The following is a 15,547-nucleotide window of genomic DNA, read 5'->3' on the forward strand; positions in this document are numbered from 1 at the left end:
CCGATCGCCGACGTCGACCGCCCGGAGCGGGCCTGGCAGCCTGGGGGCGTGCCCGCGCCGAGCTTCGCCCCCGTTCCCCTGGGGGGCGGCGTGCAGCTCCGGCTCGTCGACCCCGGGGACGCGGTGGCGCTGCTCGACGCGTACGTGCGCAACCGCGAGCACCTCGCGCCGTACGACCCGGACCGCGCGCCCGACTTCTGGACGCTGCGCGGCCAGCAGCTCCGCCTCGCCGGGCTGCTCGCCGCCCTCGACGCCGGCACGCTGCTGCCCTGCGTGCTCGCGGAGGGTGAGGAGATCGTCGGTGGTGTGACGCTGAGCAGCATCGTGCTGGGGCCGTTCCGCAGTGCCGCGATGGGCTACTGGGTCGACGGCGAGCGCACCCGACGCGGGCTCGGGACCGCTGCCGTGGCCGGGGTGTGCCGGGTCGCGCTCGAGGTCCTCGGTCTGCACCGCCTCGAGGCGGGGACCCTGCTCGACAACACGGCTTCGCAGAAGGTGCTGCTGCGCAACGGCTTCGTCGAGTACGGCCTGGCGCCGAGCTACCTCCAATCGCCGGGGCCTGGCAGGACCACCGCATGTTCCAGCGCGTCCTGCACGACGGGCCGCCTGCCTGACGCTGGTCGTGCAAGAGATCGACAGAGGTGCGCAAGCGCGTGGATGACCACTGCTGCTCCTCGCGCCCTAGGATGCGGCCATGACGCGGCGGATGGCGGAGGTGGCGCGCAAGGTCGGGGTGTCCGAGGCCACGGTGAGCCGCGTGCTCAACGGCAAGCCGGGGGTCTCCGAGGCCACCCGCACGGCCGTGCTGACCGCGCTCGACGTGCTCGGCTACGAGCGCCCGACGCAGTTGCGCGGGGAGCGGGCCCGGCTCGTCGGCCTCGTGCTGCCCGAGCTGCAGAACCCGATCTTCCCGGCGTTCGCCGAGGTGGTGTCCGGTGGCATCGTCCAGCGCGGCATGACGCCCGTGCTGTGCATCGGGTCCGCGGGCGGGATGAGCGAGCCGGCGTACGTCCAGATGCTGCTGCAGCAGCAGGCCTCCGGCGTGATCTTCTTCGGCGGCGCGCAGGCCGAGGACGACGCCCCGCACGACCACTTCGTCGCGCTGCACGAGCGCGGCGTGCCGGCCGTGCTCGTCAACGCCGCGGTCGAGGCGCTCGGCTTCCCGACCGTGTCGACCGACGACCGGGCCGCCGTGCAGCTGGCCTTCACGCACCTGCGCAGCCTCGGCCACGAGCGCATCGGGCTGGTGCTCGGACCGCTCGACCACGTGCCCTCCCGGCGCAAGGAGGAGACCTTCCGTGCGCTGTGCGCCGAGGAGGGGCTGTCGCTGGACGGGGCGGTCGAGCGCACGATGTTCACCTTGGAGGGCGGTCAGCTCGCCGCCTCCATCCTGCTCGAGCGCGGCTTCACCGCCGCGCTGTTCGCCAGCGACCCCCTCGCCCTCGGCGGCATCAAGGCCGCCCGGCGCGCGGGGCTGAGCGTGCCCCGCGACTTCTCCGTCGTCGGCTTCGACGACTCCGCGCTCATGGGCTGCACCGAGCCGCCGCTCAGCACCGTGCGCCAGCCCATCGAGGCGATCGGCAAGGCCGCGGTCGCGCTCCTCGTCGACCAGATCTCCGGTGCAGCCGGTACGGGCCGCGAGCTGCTGTTCGAGCCCGAGCTCGTCGTGCGCGCGACGACCGGCGCAGCACCGCGGCGATAGCCGCTCTACGCACGCAGCGGCGACAGCCGCCTCCACCTCGGCGCGGCTCCGGATGGAGCCGCCGCGCAGCATGCGCGTCACCACCACCGCGCCCTTCGGTCATCACGTTCATGCAACATCTCGTCGGACTCTTGCGTGGTCTCACGAGCGGCGCTACGTTCTGCACGTCCCGATCCGCCAGCTCCTCGGCGGATCCCCAGCAGACCTGAGCCGCTCGCTGCGGCGCGACAGGAGCTGATCCCCCCGTGGCAGTCGAGCCCGCCCTCCACTCCGCCGACGCGGCTGCCGGCGACTGGTGGCGCGACGCGGTGATCTACCAGGTCTACGTCCGCAGCTTCTGCGACGGTGACGGGGACGGCGTCGGGGACCTGGCCGGCGTGCGGGCGAAGCTCGGCTACCTGCGCGAGCTCGGCGTCGACGCCCTGTGGTTCAACCCGTGGTACCCCTCGCCGCTCGCCGACGGCGGCTACGACGTCGCCGACTACCGCGCGGTCGCCCCAGAGCTCGGCACCCTCGAGGAGGCGGAGCTCCTCGTCGCGGAGGCGCTCGCGCTCGGGATCCGCACGATCCTCGACGTGGTCCCCAACCACGTGTCCGACCAGCACCCGTGGTTCCGTGCGGCCCTCGCGGCCGCCCCGGGTTCCCCTGAGCGGGCGCGGTTCTGGTTCAGGCCGGGGCTCGGCGACGCGGGTGACACCATGCCGACGGAGTGGGTCTCGGAGTTCGGCGGCACGACCTGGACCCGCACGACCGACGCCGACGGGCGCCCGGGGGAGTGGTACCTCCACCTCTTCTCGCCGCAGCAGCCCGACCTCGACTGGCGCAACCCGACCGTGGTCGAGGAGCACCTGCAGGTGCTGCGCTTCTGGTTCGACCGCGGCGTCGCCGGCATCCGCATCGACTCCGCGGCGCTGCTCGTCAAGGACGAGCGGCTCCCCGCGGTGCCGGCCACCCCGGGACCGGGAGGCCACCCCTTCGTCGACCGCGACGAGATCCACGAGATCTACCGCGGGTGGCGGGCGGTGGCCGACGCGTACGAGCCCCCGCGGGTGCTGGTCGGCGAGGTCTGGCTCGAGGACCCGCAGCGCTTCGCGCGCTACCTCCGCCCGGACGAGCTGCACACCGCCTTCAACTTCGACTTCATGACCCGGCCGTGGGACGCGAAGGAGCTGCGCGACTCGATCGAGGCGACCCTTGCCAGCCATCGGCAGGTCGGGGCCCCACCCACGTGGGTGCTGGCGAACCACGACGTCACGCGCACGGTCACCCGCTACGGCCGCGAGGTCACGTCGTTCTCGTTCGGCAGCAAGCGCTTCGGTACGCCGACGGACTTCGCGCTCGGCACACGTCGGGCGCGCGCCGCGGCCCTGCTCGTCGCCGCGCTCCCGGGTGCGCTCTACGTCTACCAGGGCGAGGAGCTCGGCCTCCCCGAGGTCGAGGACCTGCCCCGCGAGCTCCTCCGCGATCCGATGCACGCCCGGTCGGGTGGCGTGGACCCGGGGCGGGACGGCTGCCGCGTACCCCTCCCGTGGAGCGGGGAGGAGCCGCCCTTCGGCTTCACCACGGGCAGTTCTCCCACCGAGCTCCCGCAACCGAGGAGCTGGGCTGCGCTGACCGTCGAGTGCCAGGAGCGCTACGACGACTCGATGCTCGCGCTCTACCGCGCGGCGCTGCGTCTGCGCCGCGGCCTCCGCGGCGCGGGGCTCGGCTGGGTCGACCTGGGTGACGGCGTGATCGCCTTCACCCGCGACGACCTGCTCTCCGTCACCAACTTCTCGACCGAGTCCCTGCACCTGCCCGCTGGAGACGTGCTGCTGCGCAGCGACTCCTCGCACCCCACTGCCGAGTCCCTCCCCCCTGACGCGACCGCCTGGCTGCGTCCCACCCGCTGACCCAGCACGACGAAGGAGCCAACGATGACGTTGCACCGCCGATCCTCCCGGCCCGCGGCCGTGGTCGCCCTGGCGACGGGGCTCTGCCTCGTCGCCGGCTGCGGCACCGCGGCGAAGAAGACGGACTCCGCCGCGAGTGGGGGGACGCAGACGACCACCGCCGCCACGGGCACGTCGAGCGCCCCCGCGGCCGCACCCGCCGGCCAGAAGGTCAAGCTCTCGGTCGTGTCCCTGCTGCCGGGGTCGACGAAGGAGGCGTTCAAGGCCTTCAACGACCAGGTCGCCATCTTCGAGCAGGCGCACCCCGACATCGACGTGCAGCCGCACGAGTACGAGTGGAAGGGCACGACGTTCGCCGCCCAGCTCGCCGGCGGGACGCTGCCGACGGTGTTCGAGGTGCCCTTCACCGATGCGCGCACGCTCATCGGGAACAAGCAGGTCGCCGACCTCACCGCCCAGGTGAGGCAACTGCCCTACGCCGGCACGTTCAACCCGAGCGTGCTCGCGCAGGGCCAGGACAGCAAGGGCGACATCTACGCCCTGCCGAAGGGGGCCTACGGCGTCGGCTTGCAGTACAACCGCGCGCTCTTCACCAAGGCCGGGCTCGATCCCGACAAGCCGCCGACAACCTGGGACGAGGTACGCGCGGACGCCAGGGCGATCGCGAGCAAGACGCACCAGGCCGGCTTCGCGCTGATGGGCAAGAGCAACACGGGCGGCTGGAACCTCGCGATGCTGACGTACGCGCTTGGCGGTCGGCTCGAGACCGTCGACAGCAGCGGGAAGGCGACCGTCACTCTCGCGAACCCGGGCACCAAGGCCGCGTTGCAGTGGCTGAAGCAGCTGCGGTGGAGCGACAACGCCATGGGCAGCAACTTCCTGCTGGACTGGGGGAGCATGAACCAGGCCTTCGCCGCGGGCAAGGTCGGGATGTACCTCAGCGGCTCCGACGTCTACACCAACCTCGTCCAGGCCAACCACGTGAAGCCCGAGACCTACGGCCTCACCGTGCTGCCGATGTCCGACTCCCCCGACGCGGGTCTGCTCGGCGGTGGCACGGAGGTCGTCGTCAAGGCCTCGGCGACCGACGCCGAGAAGGCCGCGGCGGTGAAGTGGATGGACTTCTACTACCTGTCCAAGCTGACCGACCAGCAGGCTGCCGTGCGCGACGCCAAGACCCTCGTCGCCAGCAAGCAGCCCGTGGGGACGCCGCAGCTGCCGCTGTTCGACAAGGCGACGCTCGACACCTACATGAGCTGGATCTCCTCCTACGTCGACGTGCCGCTCGGCCAGATGAAGGGCTTCACCGACAACATCTTCAACCAGAAGCTGCAGCCCGAGCCGCCGGTCAGCACGCAGGCGCTCTACGGCGTCCTCGACACCGTGGTGCAGAAGGTGCTCACCGACAAGGGCACGAACATCGACCAGCTGCTCGCGAAGACGACGCCGATCGCGCAGCAGGCCGTCGACAAGGCCAGCTGACTTCCGAGATGGCCGTCCCGACCATCGCCGGGCGCCGCCGCCCGCGTACCCCGCTCACGTGGGTACGCGGCGGTGGCCCCGCGAACCTCGCCTTCACCCTCCCGCTGCTCGTGGTCTTCGGGGTCTTCTCGTGGTACCCGATCGTCCGCGCGGTCGAGATGAGCTTCCAGCGCACCAACCTGGCAGACCCGGCCGTCTTCGTCGGGCTCGACAACTTCCGCGAGGTGCTCAGCGACCCGCTGCTCTGGACGGCGGTCAAGAACACGTGCTGGTTCGCCGGTCTGGCCCTCGTGCTCGGCTACCCCGTGCCGCTGCTCCTCGCGGTGCTCATGGCCGAGGCCCGCAAGCTGCGTGGGCTGCTCAGCGCGCTGGCCTACCTCCCGGTCGTGGTCCCACCCGTGGTCGCGGTGCTGCTGTGGCAGTTCTTCTACGACGCCAGTGCGACCGGGGTCTACAACACGGTGCTCGGCTGGGTGGGCCTCGGCCCGTACCCGTGGCTGCAGTCGACGACCTGGGCGATGCCCTCGCTCGTGCTCGAGGCGACCTGGGCCGCGGCCGGCGGTACCGTCATCATCTACCTCGCAGCGCTCGCGTCGGTGCCGCAGGAGCTCTACGAGGCCGCGGAGCTCGACGGCGCGGGGATCCTCCGCAAGGTCTGGAGCGTGACGCTGCCGCAGCTGCGCGGAGTCCTGCTGGTCACGCTGATCCTGCAGGTCCTCGGCACTGCGCAGGTGTTCCTCGAGCCCTACCTCTTCACCGGCGGCGGCCCCGACAACTCGACGACCACGGTCCTGCTGCTGATCTACGACTACGCGTTCGGGCAGAGCGCCGGCAGCCAGATCGGCGAAGCGACGGCGCTGAGCGTGCTGCTCGCCCTCGTGCTGGCCGCACTCTCCGCGGTCTACCTGCGGGCGACGAGGAGCTGGAGCAGCACGTGACGACCACCGAGACCGGCATGCCTCCGGCGAGCGTCGCTTCCGCCGTTGCGCCCGCGGCTGCTGCGGTCCGGCGCCGCCGCCCGAGCGGTGACGACGCCGGGCGCGGCATCGTCTCGCCCGCCGACCGGCGCGTACCCGCCGTGCGGCAGGGCCTCCGGCTGACGCACGGCCTGCTCCTCGTCGTGCTCGTCGTGGTGGGCCTCGGACCGATGCTCTGGCTCGCGAAGGCGGCCCTGACGCCGACGCAGGACACCCTGACCTCGCCGATGGCGGTCTTCCCGCACGGCGCGACGCTCAGCAACATCGACCAGGCGTGGAACGACATCCACCTCAGCCGCTACTTCTGGAACACCGTCGTGGTGGCAGCAGGGTCGTGGTTCGCGCAGCTGCTCGTCGCGACGACGGGCGGCTACGCCTTGAGCGTCCTGCGCCCGGCGTACGCGCGGGTGCTCAACGCCCTCGTGCTCGCCACGCTGTTCGTCCCGGCTGTGGTCCTCCTGGTCCCGCTCTACCTCACCGTGCTGGACACGCCGTTCACGCACCGGGACCTGGTCGACACGTACTGGGCGGTGTGGCTGCCGGCCGGGGCTAACGCGTTCAACGTCGTGCTGGTCAAGCGCTTCTTCGACAACCTGCCACGGGAGGTCTTCGAGGCCGCCGAGGTCGACGGCGCGGGCCCCGCGCGACTGTTCTGGTACGTCGTGCTGCCCATGTCGCGCCCCATCCTCGGCGTGGTCTCGGTCTTCGCCGTCCTCGCGGCCTGGAAGGACTTCCTCTGGCCGCTGCTCGTGCTGCGCAACCCCGACATCCAGCCGCTGTCCGTCCGCCTCCCCACCCTCGCGGCCTCCACGGACCTCGGCGTCTACCTCGCCGCGCTGTTCCTCTCGACGGCGTTCCCCATCGTGCTGTTCCTGCTGTTCCAGCGGGTGTTCCTCCGCTCCTCCGGTCTCGGCGGCGCGGTCAAGGGCTGATCGTCCCTCCCTACGGAAGCGAGCCACCATGCTCCACGCGTCCCGCCCGCTCGCGGCAGCGACCGCCGCGCTGCTGCTCAGCACGCTCGGCGCCGGTGTCGCCCGCGCGAGCGAGCACCCCGACGACGTCACTGCCGCCACCCGCGCCGCCCTCGACCCGGCGCTGGTCGCCGGGCGCGGCGCCGACCTCGGGATGACCGAGCTGGAGGCGGAGGACGCCACCACCGACGGGACCGTCCTCGGCGCCGGGAAGACCGACCAGCAGCGGCGGCACGCGTACACCCTGACCGCGGAGGCGAGCGGTCGCGACGCCGTGCAGCTCCACCGCGGTCAGGAGGTGGAGTTCGTGCTGCCGCGCAGGGCGAACGCCATCACGGTCCGCTACAGCATCCCCGACGCCCCGGCCGGCGGCGGCATCGACAGCCCGCTGCGCGTCACCGTGAACGGCGGTGACGAGCACGTGATGACGCTGACGTCGAGGTACTCCTGGGTCTACGGCATGTACCCGTTCTCCAACGACCCGCAGGTGGACCCGAACCCCGGTTGGTGGAAGCCCGAGCCCGATCCCGTGGTGAAGCCGTTCCGGCCGAACCACTTCTACGACGAGCAGCGACTGCTGCTCGGCGGGACCTACGGCAAGGGCGACCGCCTCCGGCTCACCGTGCCCCTCGACGCCGCGGCCGAGACGACGACCATCGACCTCGTCGACACCGAGCGCGTGGACGGCCCGGCGACCCAGGGGAGCCGGCACGTGCCCGTCACGCGCTTCGGCGCCGACCCGACCGGCGTACGCGACTCCTCCGCGGCCTTCGACGCGGCCATCGCGTACGTCCACGCCCACGGCGGCAAGGTCTGGATCCCGGCCGGTCGCTTCCTCGTCACGCGTCACATCGTCGTCGACGACGTGACGGTCGAGGGGGCGGGCAGCTGGTGGTCGATCGTGTACGGGCCGGTGACGCCGCGCGCGACGCCGGCGGCGGACGGGTCCACCCACGACAGTCCGGGCTTCTACGGCCGGAGCGCGGCCGAGGGCGGCAGCCACCACGTGAGCCTGCGCGACTTCGCGATCGAAGGCGACGTCCGCGAGCGCATCGACGTCGACCAGGTCAACGCGATCGGCGGTGCCCTGGGTGGCGGCAGCCTGGTCGAGGGCATGTACCTGCACCACACCAAGGTCGGCCTGTGGCTCGACGGCCCGTTCGACGGGCTGACCGTGCGCGACAACGTCATCACCGACCAGCTGGCGGACGGCATCAACCTGCACAGCGGGATCACGCACGTGCGGGTGACGGACAACCTCGTCCGCGGGACCGGTGACGACGCGATCGCCCTGTGGTCGGAGAACCTGCACGGCGCCAGCGGGAGGGCGGCCGACGAGGACGCGTACGACATCGTCGACCACAACACGGTGCAGTCCCCGGTCCTCGCCAACGGCATCGCGGTCTACGGCGGCCGCGACGACACCATCAGCGACAACCTCGTCGCCGACCCCGTACGCGAGGGCAGCGCGCTGCACGCCGGGACCCGCTTCGGCTCGACCGGCTTCGACGGCACGTTGACCTTCACCCGCAACACCACCGTGCGCGCCGGCACACACGACCTCAACTGGGACATCGGGCTCGGTGCCATCTGGATCTACGCCCTCGAGGGCTCGATCTCGACGCCGATCGTCATCAGCGACAGCGACTTCCTCGACGTCACCGAGAACGCGTTCATGGTCGTCGCCGATTGGCCGGTCAAGGACCTCTACTCCATCACCGGCGTCCAGGTGCGCCACGTCCGCATCGACGGCACGGGCACGAACGTCATCAGCGCCCGGGCCGCGGGCAGCGCGACCTTCGAGGACGTCGACGCGCGCGGCGTCGGCCAGCCCTTCGACGACGACTGCGGGACGTTCCACTTCACCGGGACGCCGGAGTTCAGCATCGTGCGGATCGGCGACAGCAACGACGGGGGCTGGTACGCCGCCGGCAGCTGGTGCGACGACCGGCCTCCCGTGGTCGAGCCGCCCGCGCCGTCGCCGTGGGCCCAGCCGTAGCGGGACCGTAGGCAGTGGGCCGTCGGGGTGGCAGAGTGGCGCCATGAGCCTCCCCGACGGCTTCGAGAGCTGGATCTCGGCGCACCACCAGGCGGTCCTCGCGACCTCGCGCAGCGACGGCACGCCGCAGACCTCCAACATCTCCTTCGCGTGGTTCGACGGCGCAGCGCACGTCTCGGTCACCGCCGACCGCGCGAAGACCCGCAACCTGCAGCGCTTCCCGCGCGCGGTGCTGCACGTCCTGGGCGACACCTTCTGGCAGTACGCCGCGGTGACCTCTGCCGCCTCGACCTCGCCGGTGTCCGAGCAGCCGGGCGACGAGGCCGGCCGCGCGCTGCTGCGCGTCTACGAGACGATCCGCGGCGAGGCGCACCCGGACCCCGACGAGTTCTTCGCCGCGATGGTCACCGACCGGCGGCTGGTGGTCTCGCTGGTGGCCGAGTCCGTGACGGGCAGCGGCCTGCCCTGGCAGTGATCCCCACCTCCCCGTGATCATGCAGATCCTGGGGCACCCATCTCCCCGTGATCATGCACGTCTTGGGGCACCCATCTCCCCGTGATCATGCAGATCCTGGGAGCGCGGGCCGCCGCCCGTCAGACCTGAGCGTGCCGTCGGCTGCCACCACGCCCGACACGATGTGCATGATCACGGCGAGGTCGGGACCACAAGACGTGCATGATCACGCAGGTGGCGCGACATGGAGCGGGCCCAGGATCTGCATGATCACGGGGGAGAGGTCGCCCCAAGAAGTGCATGACCACGGGGAAGACGTGGCCCCAGGACGTGCATGATCACGGGGGCTAGAGGTACTGCCCCGTCTGCCCGCCGTCGGGAGCGCCCGGCCGCAGCCCCTGCGGCAGCGCCCGCCGCGACTGGGCCTCGACGGCGGCCCGCGCCTCCATCTGCTGCACGAACATCGCGGTCTGGATGCCGTGGAACAGCCCCTCGAGCCAGCCGACGAGCTGCGCCTGCGCGACCCGGAGCTCGCCCTCGCTGGGGACCTCGTCGTCGGTGAAGGGCAGCGACAGCCGCTCGAGCTCCTCGACCAGCTCGGGGGCGAGGCCCTGCTCGAGCTCCTTGAGCGAGGTGCGGTGGATCTCGCGGAGCCGGACCCGGCTCGCCTCGTCGAGCGGCGCCGAGCGCACCTCGTCGAGCAGCTGCTTCACCATGCTGCCGATGCGCATGACCTTGGCCGGCTGCTCGACCAGCTCGGTCACCGGGCGGTCGCCCGGCTCCTCCTCGCCGGCGGTCGGCTCGACCTGCGACCCGTCCTGCGACACGACGATGAGGCGGGTCTCGGGGCTGCTCGGCTCGCTCATGGCTCCCATCCTGCCCCGCCCCGCCCTCGCGACGCTCGGCGGGTGTCGTGCCCCTTCTGCCCGCCTCTACGACGAGCACTAGACAGCCGTAGCCACTCCGAGAGGAGCCGGCCGAGGACGCCGCGGCAGGCGGAGGAGGACGAGCGCGACCAGCCCGAGCAGCGCCAGTCCCAGGCCCGTCCGCAGCAGCCAGACCGGCGCGACGAGCGCCGGCTGCCCGGCGAGGTGCACGACCACCGAGGACGCCACCGCCTGCTGTGCCACGTCCATCGCCAGCGTGTCCGCCGGCGGCCGGAGCAGCGTGGTCGGCGCCGCCGCGCCCGCGCGCACGGCGAGCAGGTCGACGCGCCGCACGGCCTCGAAGCGCGTGCGGTCGCCCACCGCCGACGAGACCCGCGGGTCCGTGCCGTACGCCGCGTCCGGCCGGAACGCGAGCACCGCCGCGCTCCCGTCCGGCCGCCAGCCGACCGCCCGCACGGCGACCGCGTCGTGGACGGCGGGCAGGGCTGTGGGGCGCGCGACCCCCGTGCGCGCGTCCACCAGCCGCAGCCCCCACGCCCGCGGAGCGCTGGCCGAGTCCGGGACCGCGACCACCAGCGCGCTCCCGTCCGGCGTGAACGCCGCCTTCCCGGTCAGCAGCGCGCCGGGCGCCAGCGCCGCCCGTCCCACCACCGACCCGTCGGCGACGCTCAGCACGGTGAGCGAGTCCCCGCCCTGGTACGCGACCCAGGACCCGTCCGCGCTCACGGCCACCGCTCCCGGCACGTACGTCCCGCGGGCCTCCGCGATCCGCCGGTAGCGGCCGGAGGAGGTGTCGAGCAGCCCGATCCCCGCCCATGACGTGCGGTGCAGCTCGGCCACGACGAACCGCCGCGAGTCCGGCGTCCAGGCGACGACGCGCGCGGACCCGACCCCGACCGGGAGCGTGCGCGCGCGGCCGGTACGCACGTCCGTGAGCTGCACGCTCGCGCTGGTCCAGGCCCCGGTGCCGTACGCCGTGGTCCCCCCGTCGGGCGACAGCAGCATGTCCTCGCCGGGGTGGAACTCGTCGGCGCCGATCCGCGAGGTCATGCGGTAGCCACCTGGCCCGACCATGACCGCGGCGTTGGTGTCGCCGAAGCCCGCTTCCGGCTCGCGCGAGCCCGTCGCGACCAGGGCGACCGGCCCGCCCGGCGACGCGGTCCCTGACGGCGTCCCCCAGGCCGGCTGCGAGAGCCGGTCGGGCAGCCCGAGCGCGCCGCCAGGACCGTCGAGCGCCGCGCGGGAGTGCAGCCCGACCAGGCAGGCGACCAGCAGCGCGACGAGGGCCGCTGGCACGAGCAGCGTGCGGCGGGTGGTCCGGGTCATGCGTCCTCCTGAGGGCTTGATCGACAGGAGACAGCGGGAGCCCCGGAGGGTTCAGCGGGTCAGCAGCACCTTGCCCGTGACGCCGCCGCTCTCCAGCCGGCGGTGCGCCTCGGCCGCCTCGGCGAAGGGGAACTCCGAGTCCACGACGATGCGCAGCCGGCCCGCCTCGACCAGCGGCCAGACGTGCTCGCGGACCTGCGCGACGATGGCGGCCTTCTCCTCCTCTGGCCGGGAGCGCAGCGCCGTGGCGTGCACGCTCGCCCGCTTCGTCATGAGCTGGCCGAGGTCGAGCTCGCCCTTGCGGCCGCCCTGCATGCCGATGACGACGAGGCGGCCCTCCACCGCCAGCGCGGCGACGTTGTCGGGCAGCAGCGAGGCGCCCATGACGTCGAGGACGACGTCCGCCCCGCCGTACGACTCGCGCAGCTCCGTGACCCAGTCGCCGCGGTAGTCGAGCGCGCCGGCAGCGCCGAGGTCGCGGCAGTGCTGCCGCTTCTCCTCGGTCCCGGCAGTCGCGACGACCGTCGCGCCCAGCGCGACGGCCACCTGGATCGCCCCGGTCCCGATGCCGCCCGCGCCGCCGTGCACGAGCAGCGTCTCCCCAGCGCGCAGCCCGGCCACCATGACGAGGTTGGACCACACGGTGCAGGCGACCTCGGGTAGCGCGGCCGCGTGGTCGAGCGGGACGCCCTGCGGGAGGGGCAGCAGCTGTCCGGCCGGCACGGCGACCTGCTCGGCGTACCCGCCTCCCGCGAGCAGCGCGCACACCTCGTCGCCGACCTGCCAGCCCGTCACGCCCTCGCCGAGCGCGAGCACCGTCCCGCTGCACTCCAGGCCGAGGTACGCCGGCGCCCCCGGCGGCGGCGGGTAGTGCCCCTGGCGCTGGAGCAGGTCGGCGCGGTTGAGGCCAGCGGCGACCACGTCGACGAGCACGTCGCCCGGTCCGGGGACCGGGTCCGGGACCTCCGCCCAGTGCAGCGACTCCGGACCACCGGGGGACTCGACGACGACGGCGTGCACGTACGCGACCGTATCCGCCGGCGCCGCGGCTCACGCCCCGCGCCCCTCCCGGATGCGGACCACTTTGCGTCGACGAAACATCCGTGACCCCGACGGGCAAACCGCCCGCCACAGATTGAGACGCGTCGCAAGGCCCCCGCAGTCGCCCCAGAGCAGTCGCTAGGAGCAGCACATGACGCACCCCCGCCAGCTCGTCGTCGTCGGCAACGGCATGGTCGGCCAGCGGTTCGTCGAGTCGCTGCGCGCCCGGGACACCGCGGGCGAGTGGAAGGTGACGGTGCTCTGCGAGGAGCCGCGCCCGGCGTACGACCGGGTCGGCCTCTCGGCGTGGTTCTCCGGCAGCAGCGAGGAGGAGCTCTCGCTGGTGCCGCTGGGGTTCTACGACGACGAGCCGCTGCTCGACCTGCGCCTCGGCGAGACCGCGACCGCCGTGGACCGGGAGGGCCGGACCGTCACCACCAGCCGTGGCGAGGTCCTGCCCTACGACGCGCTGGTCCTCGCGACGGGCTCGTACGCGTTCGTCCCGCCCATCGAGGGCAAGGACCTGCCCGGCACCTTCGTCTACCGGACCATCGAGGACCTCGAGCGGATCAAGGCCCACGCTGCCGGCCGCCGCGTGGGGGCCGTCGTCGGCGGCGGCCTGCTCGGCCTGGAGGCGGCGAACGCCCTGCTGGGGCTCGGCCTCGAGACGCACGTGGTCGAGTTCGCCCCGCGGCTCATGGCCGTGCAGATCGACGAGGGCGGCGGCACCATGCTACGGCGCAAGGTCGAGTCGCTCGGCATCTCCGTGCACACGTCGACCGCGACGAAGGCCCTGCACGCAGGGGAGGACGGCGCCGTCGCCCGCATGGAGTTCGCCGACGGCGGCGACATCGAGGCCGAGGTCGTCATCTTCGCGGCCGGCGTCCGCGCCCGGGACGAGCTGGGTCGCAGCTCCGGGCTGCCCGTCGGCCAGCGCGGCGGCATCGTGGTCGACGCCTCCTGCCGCACCGAGGACCCCGCGGTGTACGCGATCGGCGAGTGCGCCTGCATCGAGGGCGCCGTCTACGGCCTCGTCGCGCCGGGCTACACCATGGCCGAGATCGTGGCCGAGAACCTCACCGGTGGGTCGGCGAGCTTCCCCGGCGCCGACCTCTCCACCAAGCTCAAGCTGCTCGGCGTCGACGTGGCGAGCTTCGGGGACGCGCACGGCGCGACCGCGGACGCGCTCGAGGTCGTCTACGCCGACCCGGTGGCCGGCGTCTACAAGAAGCTCGTGCTCACCGACGACGCGCAGACGCTGCTCGGCGGCGTGCTCGTCGGCGATGCCAGCGCGTACCCCGTCCTGCGGGGGTCCGTCGGACGCGCGCTGCCGGGGTCGCCCGAGGCGCTCCTCGTCGGCACCGGCGGTGGCGAGATCGCCGGCCCCAGCGGTGACATGCAGGTCTGCTCCTGCGCCAATGTCACCGCCGACGAGATCGCCTGCGCGATCCACGAGGGTGCCGAGGACGTCCCCGCGCTCAAGGCCTGCACGCGCGCCGGCACGGGCTGCGGCAGCTGCGTACCCCTGCTGAAGAAGATGCTCGCCACCGCCGGCGTGCAGCAGAGCCGCGGGCTCTGCGAGCACTTCGCCGACCTCTCGCGCGCCGACCTCTTCGACATCGTGCGGGTCAAGCGGATCTCGACGTTCAGCCAGCTCATCGCCGAGCACGGCACCGGGCGCGGGTGCGACATCTGCAAGCCCGTCGTCGCGAGCATCCTCGCGAGCCTCGGCAACGGCCACATCCTCAAGGGCGAGCAGGCCGCGCTGCAGGACACCAACGACAAGTTCCTCGCCAACATGCAGAAGGACGGCACCTACTCCGTCGTCCCGCGCATCCCCGGCGGGGAGATCACCCCCGAGAAGCTCATCGTCATCGGGCAGGTGGCGCAGGAGTTCGGGCTCTACACGAAGATCACCGGCGGCCAGCGGATCGACCTGTTCGGCGCGCGCGTCGAGCAGCTGCCGCTGATCTGGCGCAAGCTCGTCGACGCGGGCTTCGAGAGCGGCCACGCGTACGGCAAGGCCTTGCGCACGGTGAAGTCCTGCGTCGGCTCGACCTGGTGCAGGTACGGCGTGCAGGACTCCGTCGGCCTGGCCGTCGACCTGGAGCTGCGCTACCGGGGGCTGCGCGCGCCGCACAAGATCAAGGCGGGGGTCTCGGGCTGCGCCCGCGAGTGCGCCGAGGCGCGCGGCAAGGACGTCGGCGTCATCGCGACCGAGAAGGGCTGGAACCTCTACGTCGCCGGCAACGGCGGCTTCACCCCGCGCCACGCCGACCTGCTGGCCCAGGACCTCTCGACCGAGGAGCTGGTCCGCACCATCGACCGCTTCCTCATGTACTACGTCCGCACGGCCGACCGCCTCCAGCGCACCGCGGCCTGGGTCGAGTCGCTCGAGGGCGGGCTCGACCACCTGCGCGCGGTCGTCGTCGAGGACTCGCTCGGCATCTGCGCCGAGCTGGACGCGGCGATGGAGGCGCACGTCGCGGGCTACTCCGACGAGTGGCGCGACGCGATCGAGGACCCGGAGACGCTGAAGCGCTTCCGCTCCTTCGTCAACGCCCCTGACGCCCCCGACAGCGACGTCGTCTTCGTGACGGAGCGGGACCAGCACCGGCCCGCGACCGCCGAGGAGCGCGCGACGCTCGTGGCCGGCGCGCGGATCCCCCTGCGGTCGGAGGTCTGAGCGCACCGAGGTCCGGGCGCACCGAGGTCTGGGCGCACCGATCTCACCCGCGCCGCAGCGCCCGCTTGCGGGCCTCGTGACCCACGGGAAACACCGCAGACACCGTCGGGCAAACCCCTCCCGGCAGGGT

Annotated in this window: 11 protein-coding genes and 1 pseudogene; 9 read left to right on the plus strand and 3 right to left on the minus strand. The window is 72.7% G+C overall.

Annotation, left to right across the window (positions count from 1 at the left end; translation table 11 throughout):
- Positions 1-48: 48 nt before the first annotated feature.
- The 8 genes and pseudogenes from EV189_RS21085 (at position 49) to EV189_RS02905 (ending at position 9,498) form a co-directional block, all read left to right on the plus strand.
- Positions 49-614: pseudogene (locus EV189_RS21085) on the plus strand (GNAT family N-acetyltransferase).
- An 80-nt stretch (positions 615-694) separates the two neighbouring features.
- On the plus strand, positions 695-1,702 hold the full coding sequence (locus EV189_RS02875; RefSeq protein ID WP_130491416.1) for a LacI family DNA-binding transcriptional regulator: 1,008 nt from the start codon (positions 695-697) through the stop codon (positions 1,700-1,702).
- A gap of 245 nt (positions 1,703-1,947) precedes the next feature.
- A complete protein-coding gene (locus EV189_RS02880) occupies positions 1,948-3,594 on the plus strand; it encodes a glycoside hydrolase family 13 protein (protein WP_130491417.1) in 1,647 nt (548 codons plus the stop codon).
- A gap of 24 nt (positions 3,595-3,618) precedes the next feature.
- Positions 3,619-5,076 (plus strand): ABC transporter substrate-binding protein, encoded by a 1,458-nt coding sequence (locus EV189_RS02885; protein ID WP_130491418.1) that lies wholly within the window; start codon positions 3,619-3,621, stop codon positions 5,074-5,076.
- A gap of 8 nt (positions 5,077-5,084) precedes the next feature.
- A complete protein-coding gene (locus EV189_RS02890) occupies positions 5,085-6,014 on the plus strand; it encodes a carbohydrate ABC transporter permease (RefSeq protein WP_130491419.1) in 930 nt (309 codons plus the stop codon).
- Positions 6,011-6,985, plus strand: coding sequence for a carbohydrate ABC transporter permease (locus EV189_RS02895; RefSeq protein ID WP_231116011.1), 975 nt, complete (start codon positions 6,011-6,013; stop codon positions 6,983-6,985). The genes EV189_RS02890 and EV189_RS02895 overlap by 4 nt, the downstream gene beginning before the upstream one ends.
- Positions 6,986-7,013: 28 nt before the next feature.
- A complete protein-coding gene (locus tag EV189_RS02900) occupies positions 7,014-9,023 on the plus strand; it encodes a glycosyl hydrolase family 28-related protein (RefSeq protein ID WP_130491420.1) in 2,010 nt (669 codons plus the stop codon).
- Positions 9,024-9,066: 43 nt separating this feature from the next.
- Positions 9,067-9,498: a PPOX class F420-dependent oxidoreductase gene (locus tag EV189_RS02905; RefSeq protein ID WP_130491421.1), complete on the plus strand. Its 432-nt coding sequence runs from the start codon at positions 9,067-9,069 to the stop codon at positions 9,496-9,498.
- 326 nt (positions 9,499-9,824) lie between these two features.
- On the opposite strand, the gene EV189_RS02910 is transcribed toward EV189_RS02905, so the two are convergent.
- From EV189_RS02910 to EV189_RS02920, 3 genes are all read right to left on the minus strand, one after another.
- The gene (locus EV189_RS02910) at positions 9,825-10,343 is read right to left on the minus strand and encodes a bacterial proteasome activator family protein (RefSeq protein ID WP_196788511.1); all 519 of its coding nucleotides are present in this window, start codon (positions 10,341-10,343) and stop codon (positions 9,825-9,827) included.
- A 78-nt stretch (positions 10,344-10,421) separates the two neighbouring features.
- Complete coding sequence (locus EV189_RS02915; RefSeq protein ID WP_130491423.1) at positions 10,422-11,690, minus strand: WD40 repeat domain-containing protein; 1,269 nt, start codon at positions 11,688-11,690, stop codon at positions 10,422-10,424.
- Positions 11,691-11,741: 51 nt separating this feature from the next.
- On the minus strand, positions 11,742-12,710 hold the full coding sequence (locus EV189_RS02920; protein WP_130491424.1) for an NAD(P)H-quinone oxidoreductase: 969 nt from the start codon (positions 12,708-12,710) through the stop codon (positions 11,742-11,744).
- Positions 12,711-12,882: 172 nt separating this feature from the next.
- Between EV189_RS02920 and nirB the strand changes: the two genes are divergently transcribed.
- Positions 12,883-15,417, plus strand: coding sequence for a nitrite reductase large subunit NirB (gene nirB / locus EV189_RS02925; RefSeq protein ID WP_130491425.1), 2,535 nt, complete (start codon positions 12,883-12,885; stop codon positions 15,415-15,417).
- Positions 15,418-15,547: the final 130 nt, after the last annotated feature.

The sequence above is a fragment of the Motilibacter rhizosphaerae genome (genome assembly GCF_004216915.1).
Taxonomy (GTDB): domain Bacteria; phylum Actinomycetota; class Actinomycetes; order Motilibacterales; family Motilibacteraceae; genus Motilibacter; species Motilibacter rhizosphaerae.

Coding starts and splice junctions, on each gene's coding strand:
- EV189_RS02875 (WP_130491416.1), top strand. CDS start 695: ATGACGCGGCGGATGGCGGAGGTGGCGCGCAAGGTCGGGGTGTCCGAG.
- EV189_RS02885 (WP_130491418.1), top strand. CDS start 3,619: ATGACGTTGCACCGCCGATCCTCCCGGCCCGCGGCCGTGGTCGCCCTG.
- EV189_RS02890 (WP_130491419.1), top strand. CDS start 5,085: ATGGCCGTCCCGACCATCGCCGGGCGCCGCCGCCCGCGTACCCCGCTC.
- EV189_RS02900 (WP_130491420.1), top strand. CDS start 7,014: ATGCTCCACGCGTCCCGCCCGCTCGCGGCAGCGACCGCCGCGCTGCTG.
- EV189_RS02905 (WP_130491421.1), top strand. CDS start 9,067: ATGAGCCTCCCCGACGGCTTCGAGAGCTGGATCTCGGCGCACCACCAG.
- EV189_RS02910 (WP_196788511.1), bottom strand. CDS start 10,343: ATGAGCGAGCCGAGCAGCCCCGAGACCCGCCTCATCGTCGTGTCGCAG.
- EV189_RS02915 (WP_130491423.1), bottom strand. CDS start 11,690: ATGACCCGGACCACCCGCCGCACGCTGCTCGTGCCAGCGGCCCTCGTC.
- nirB (WP_130491425.1), top strand. CDS start 12,883: ATGACGCACCCCCGCCAGCTCGTCGTCGTCGGCAACGGCATGGTCGGC.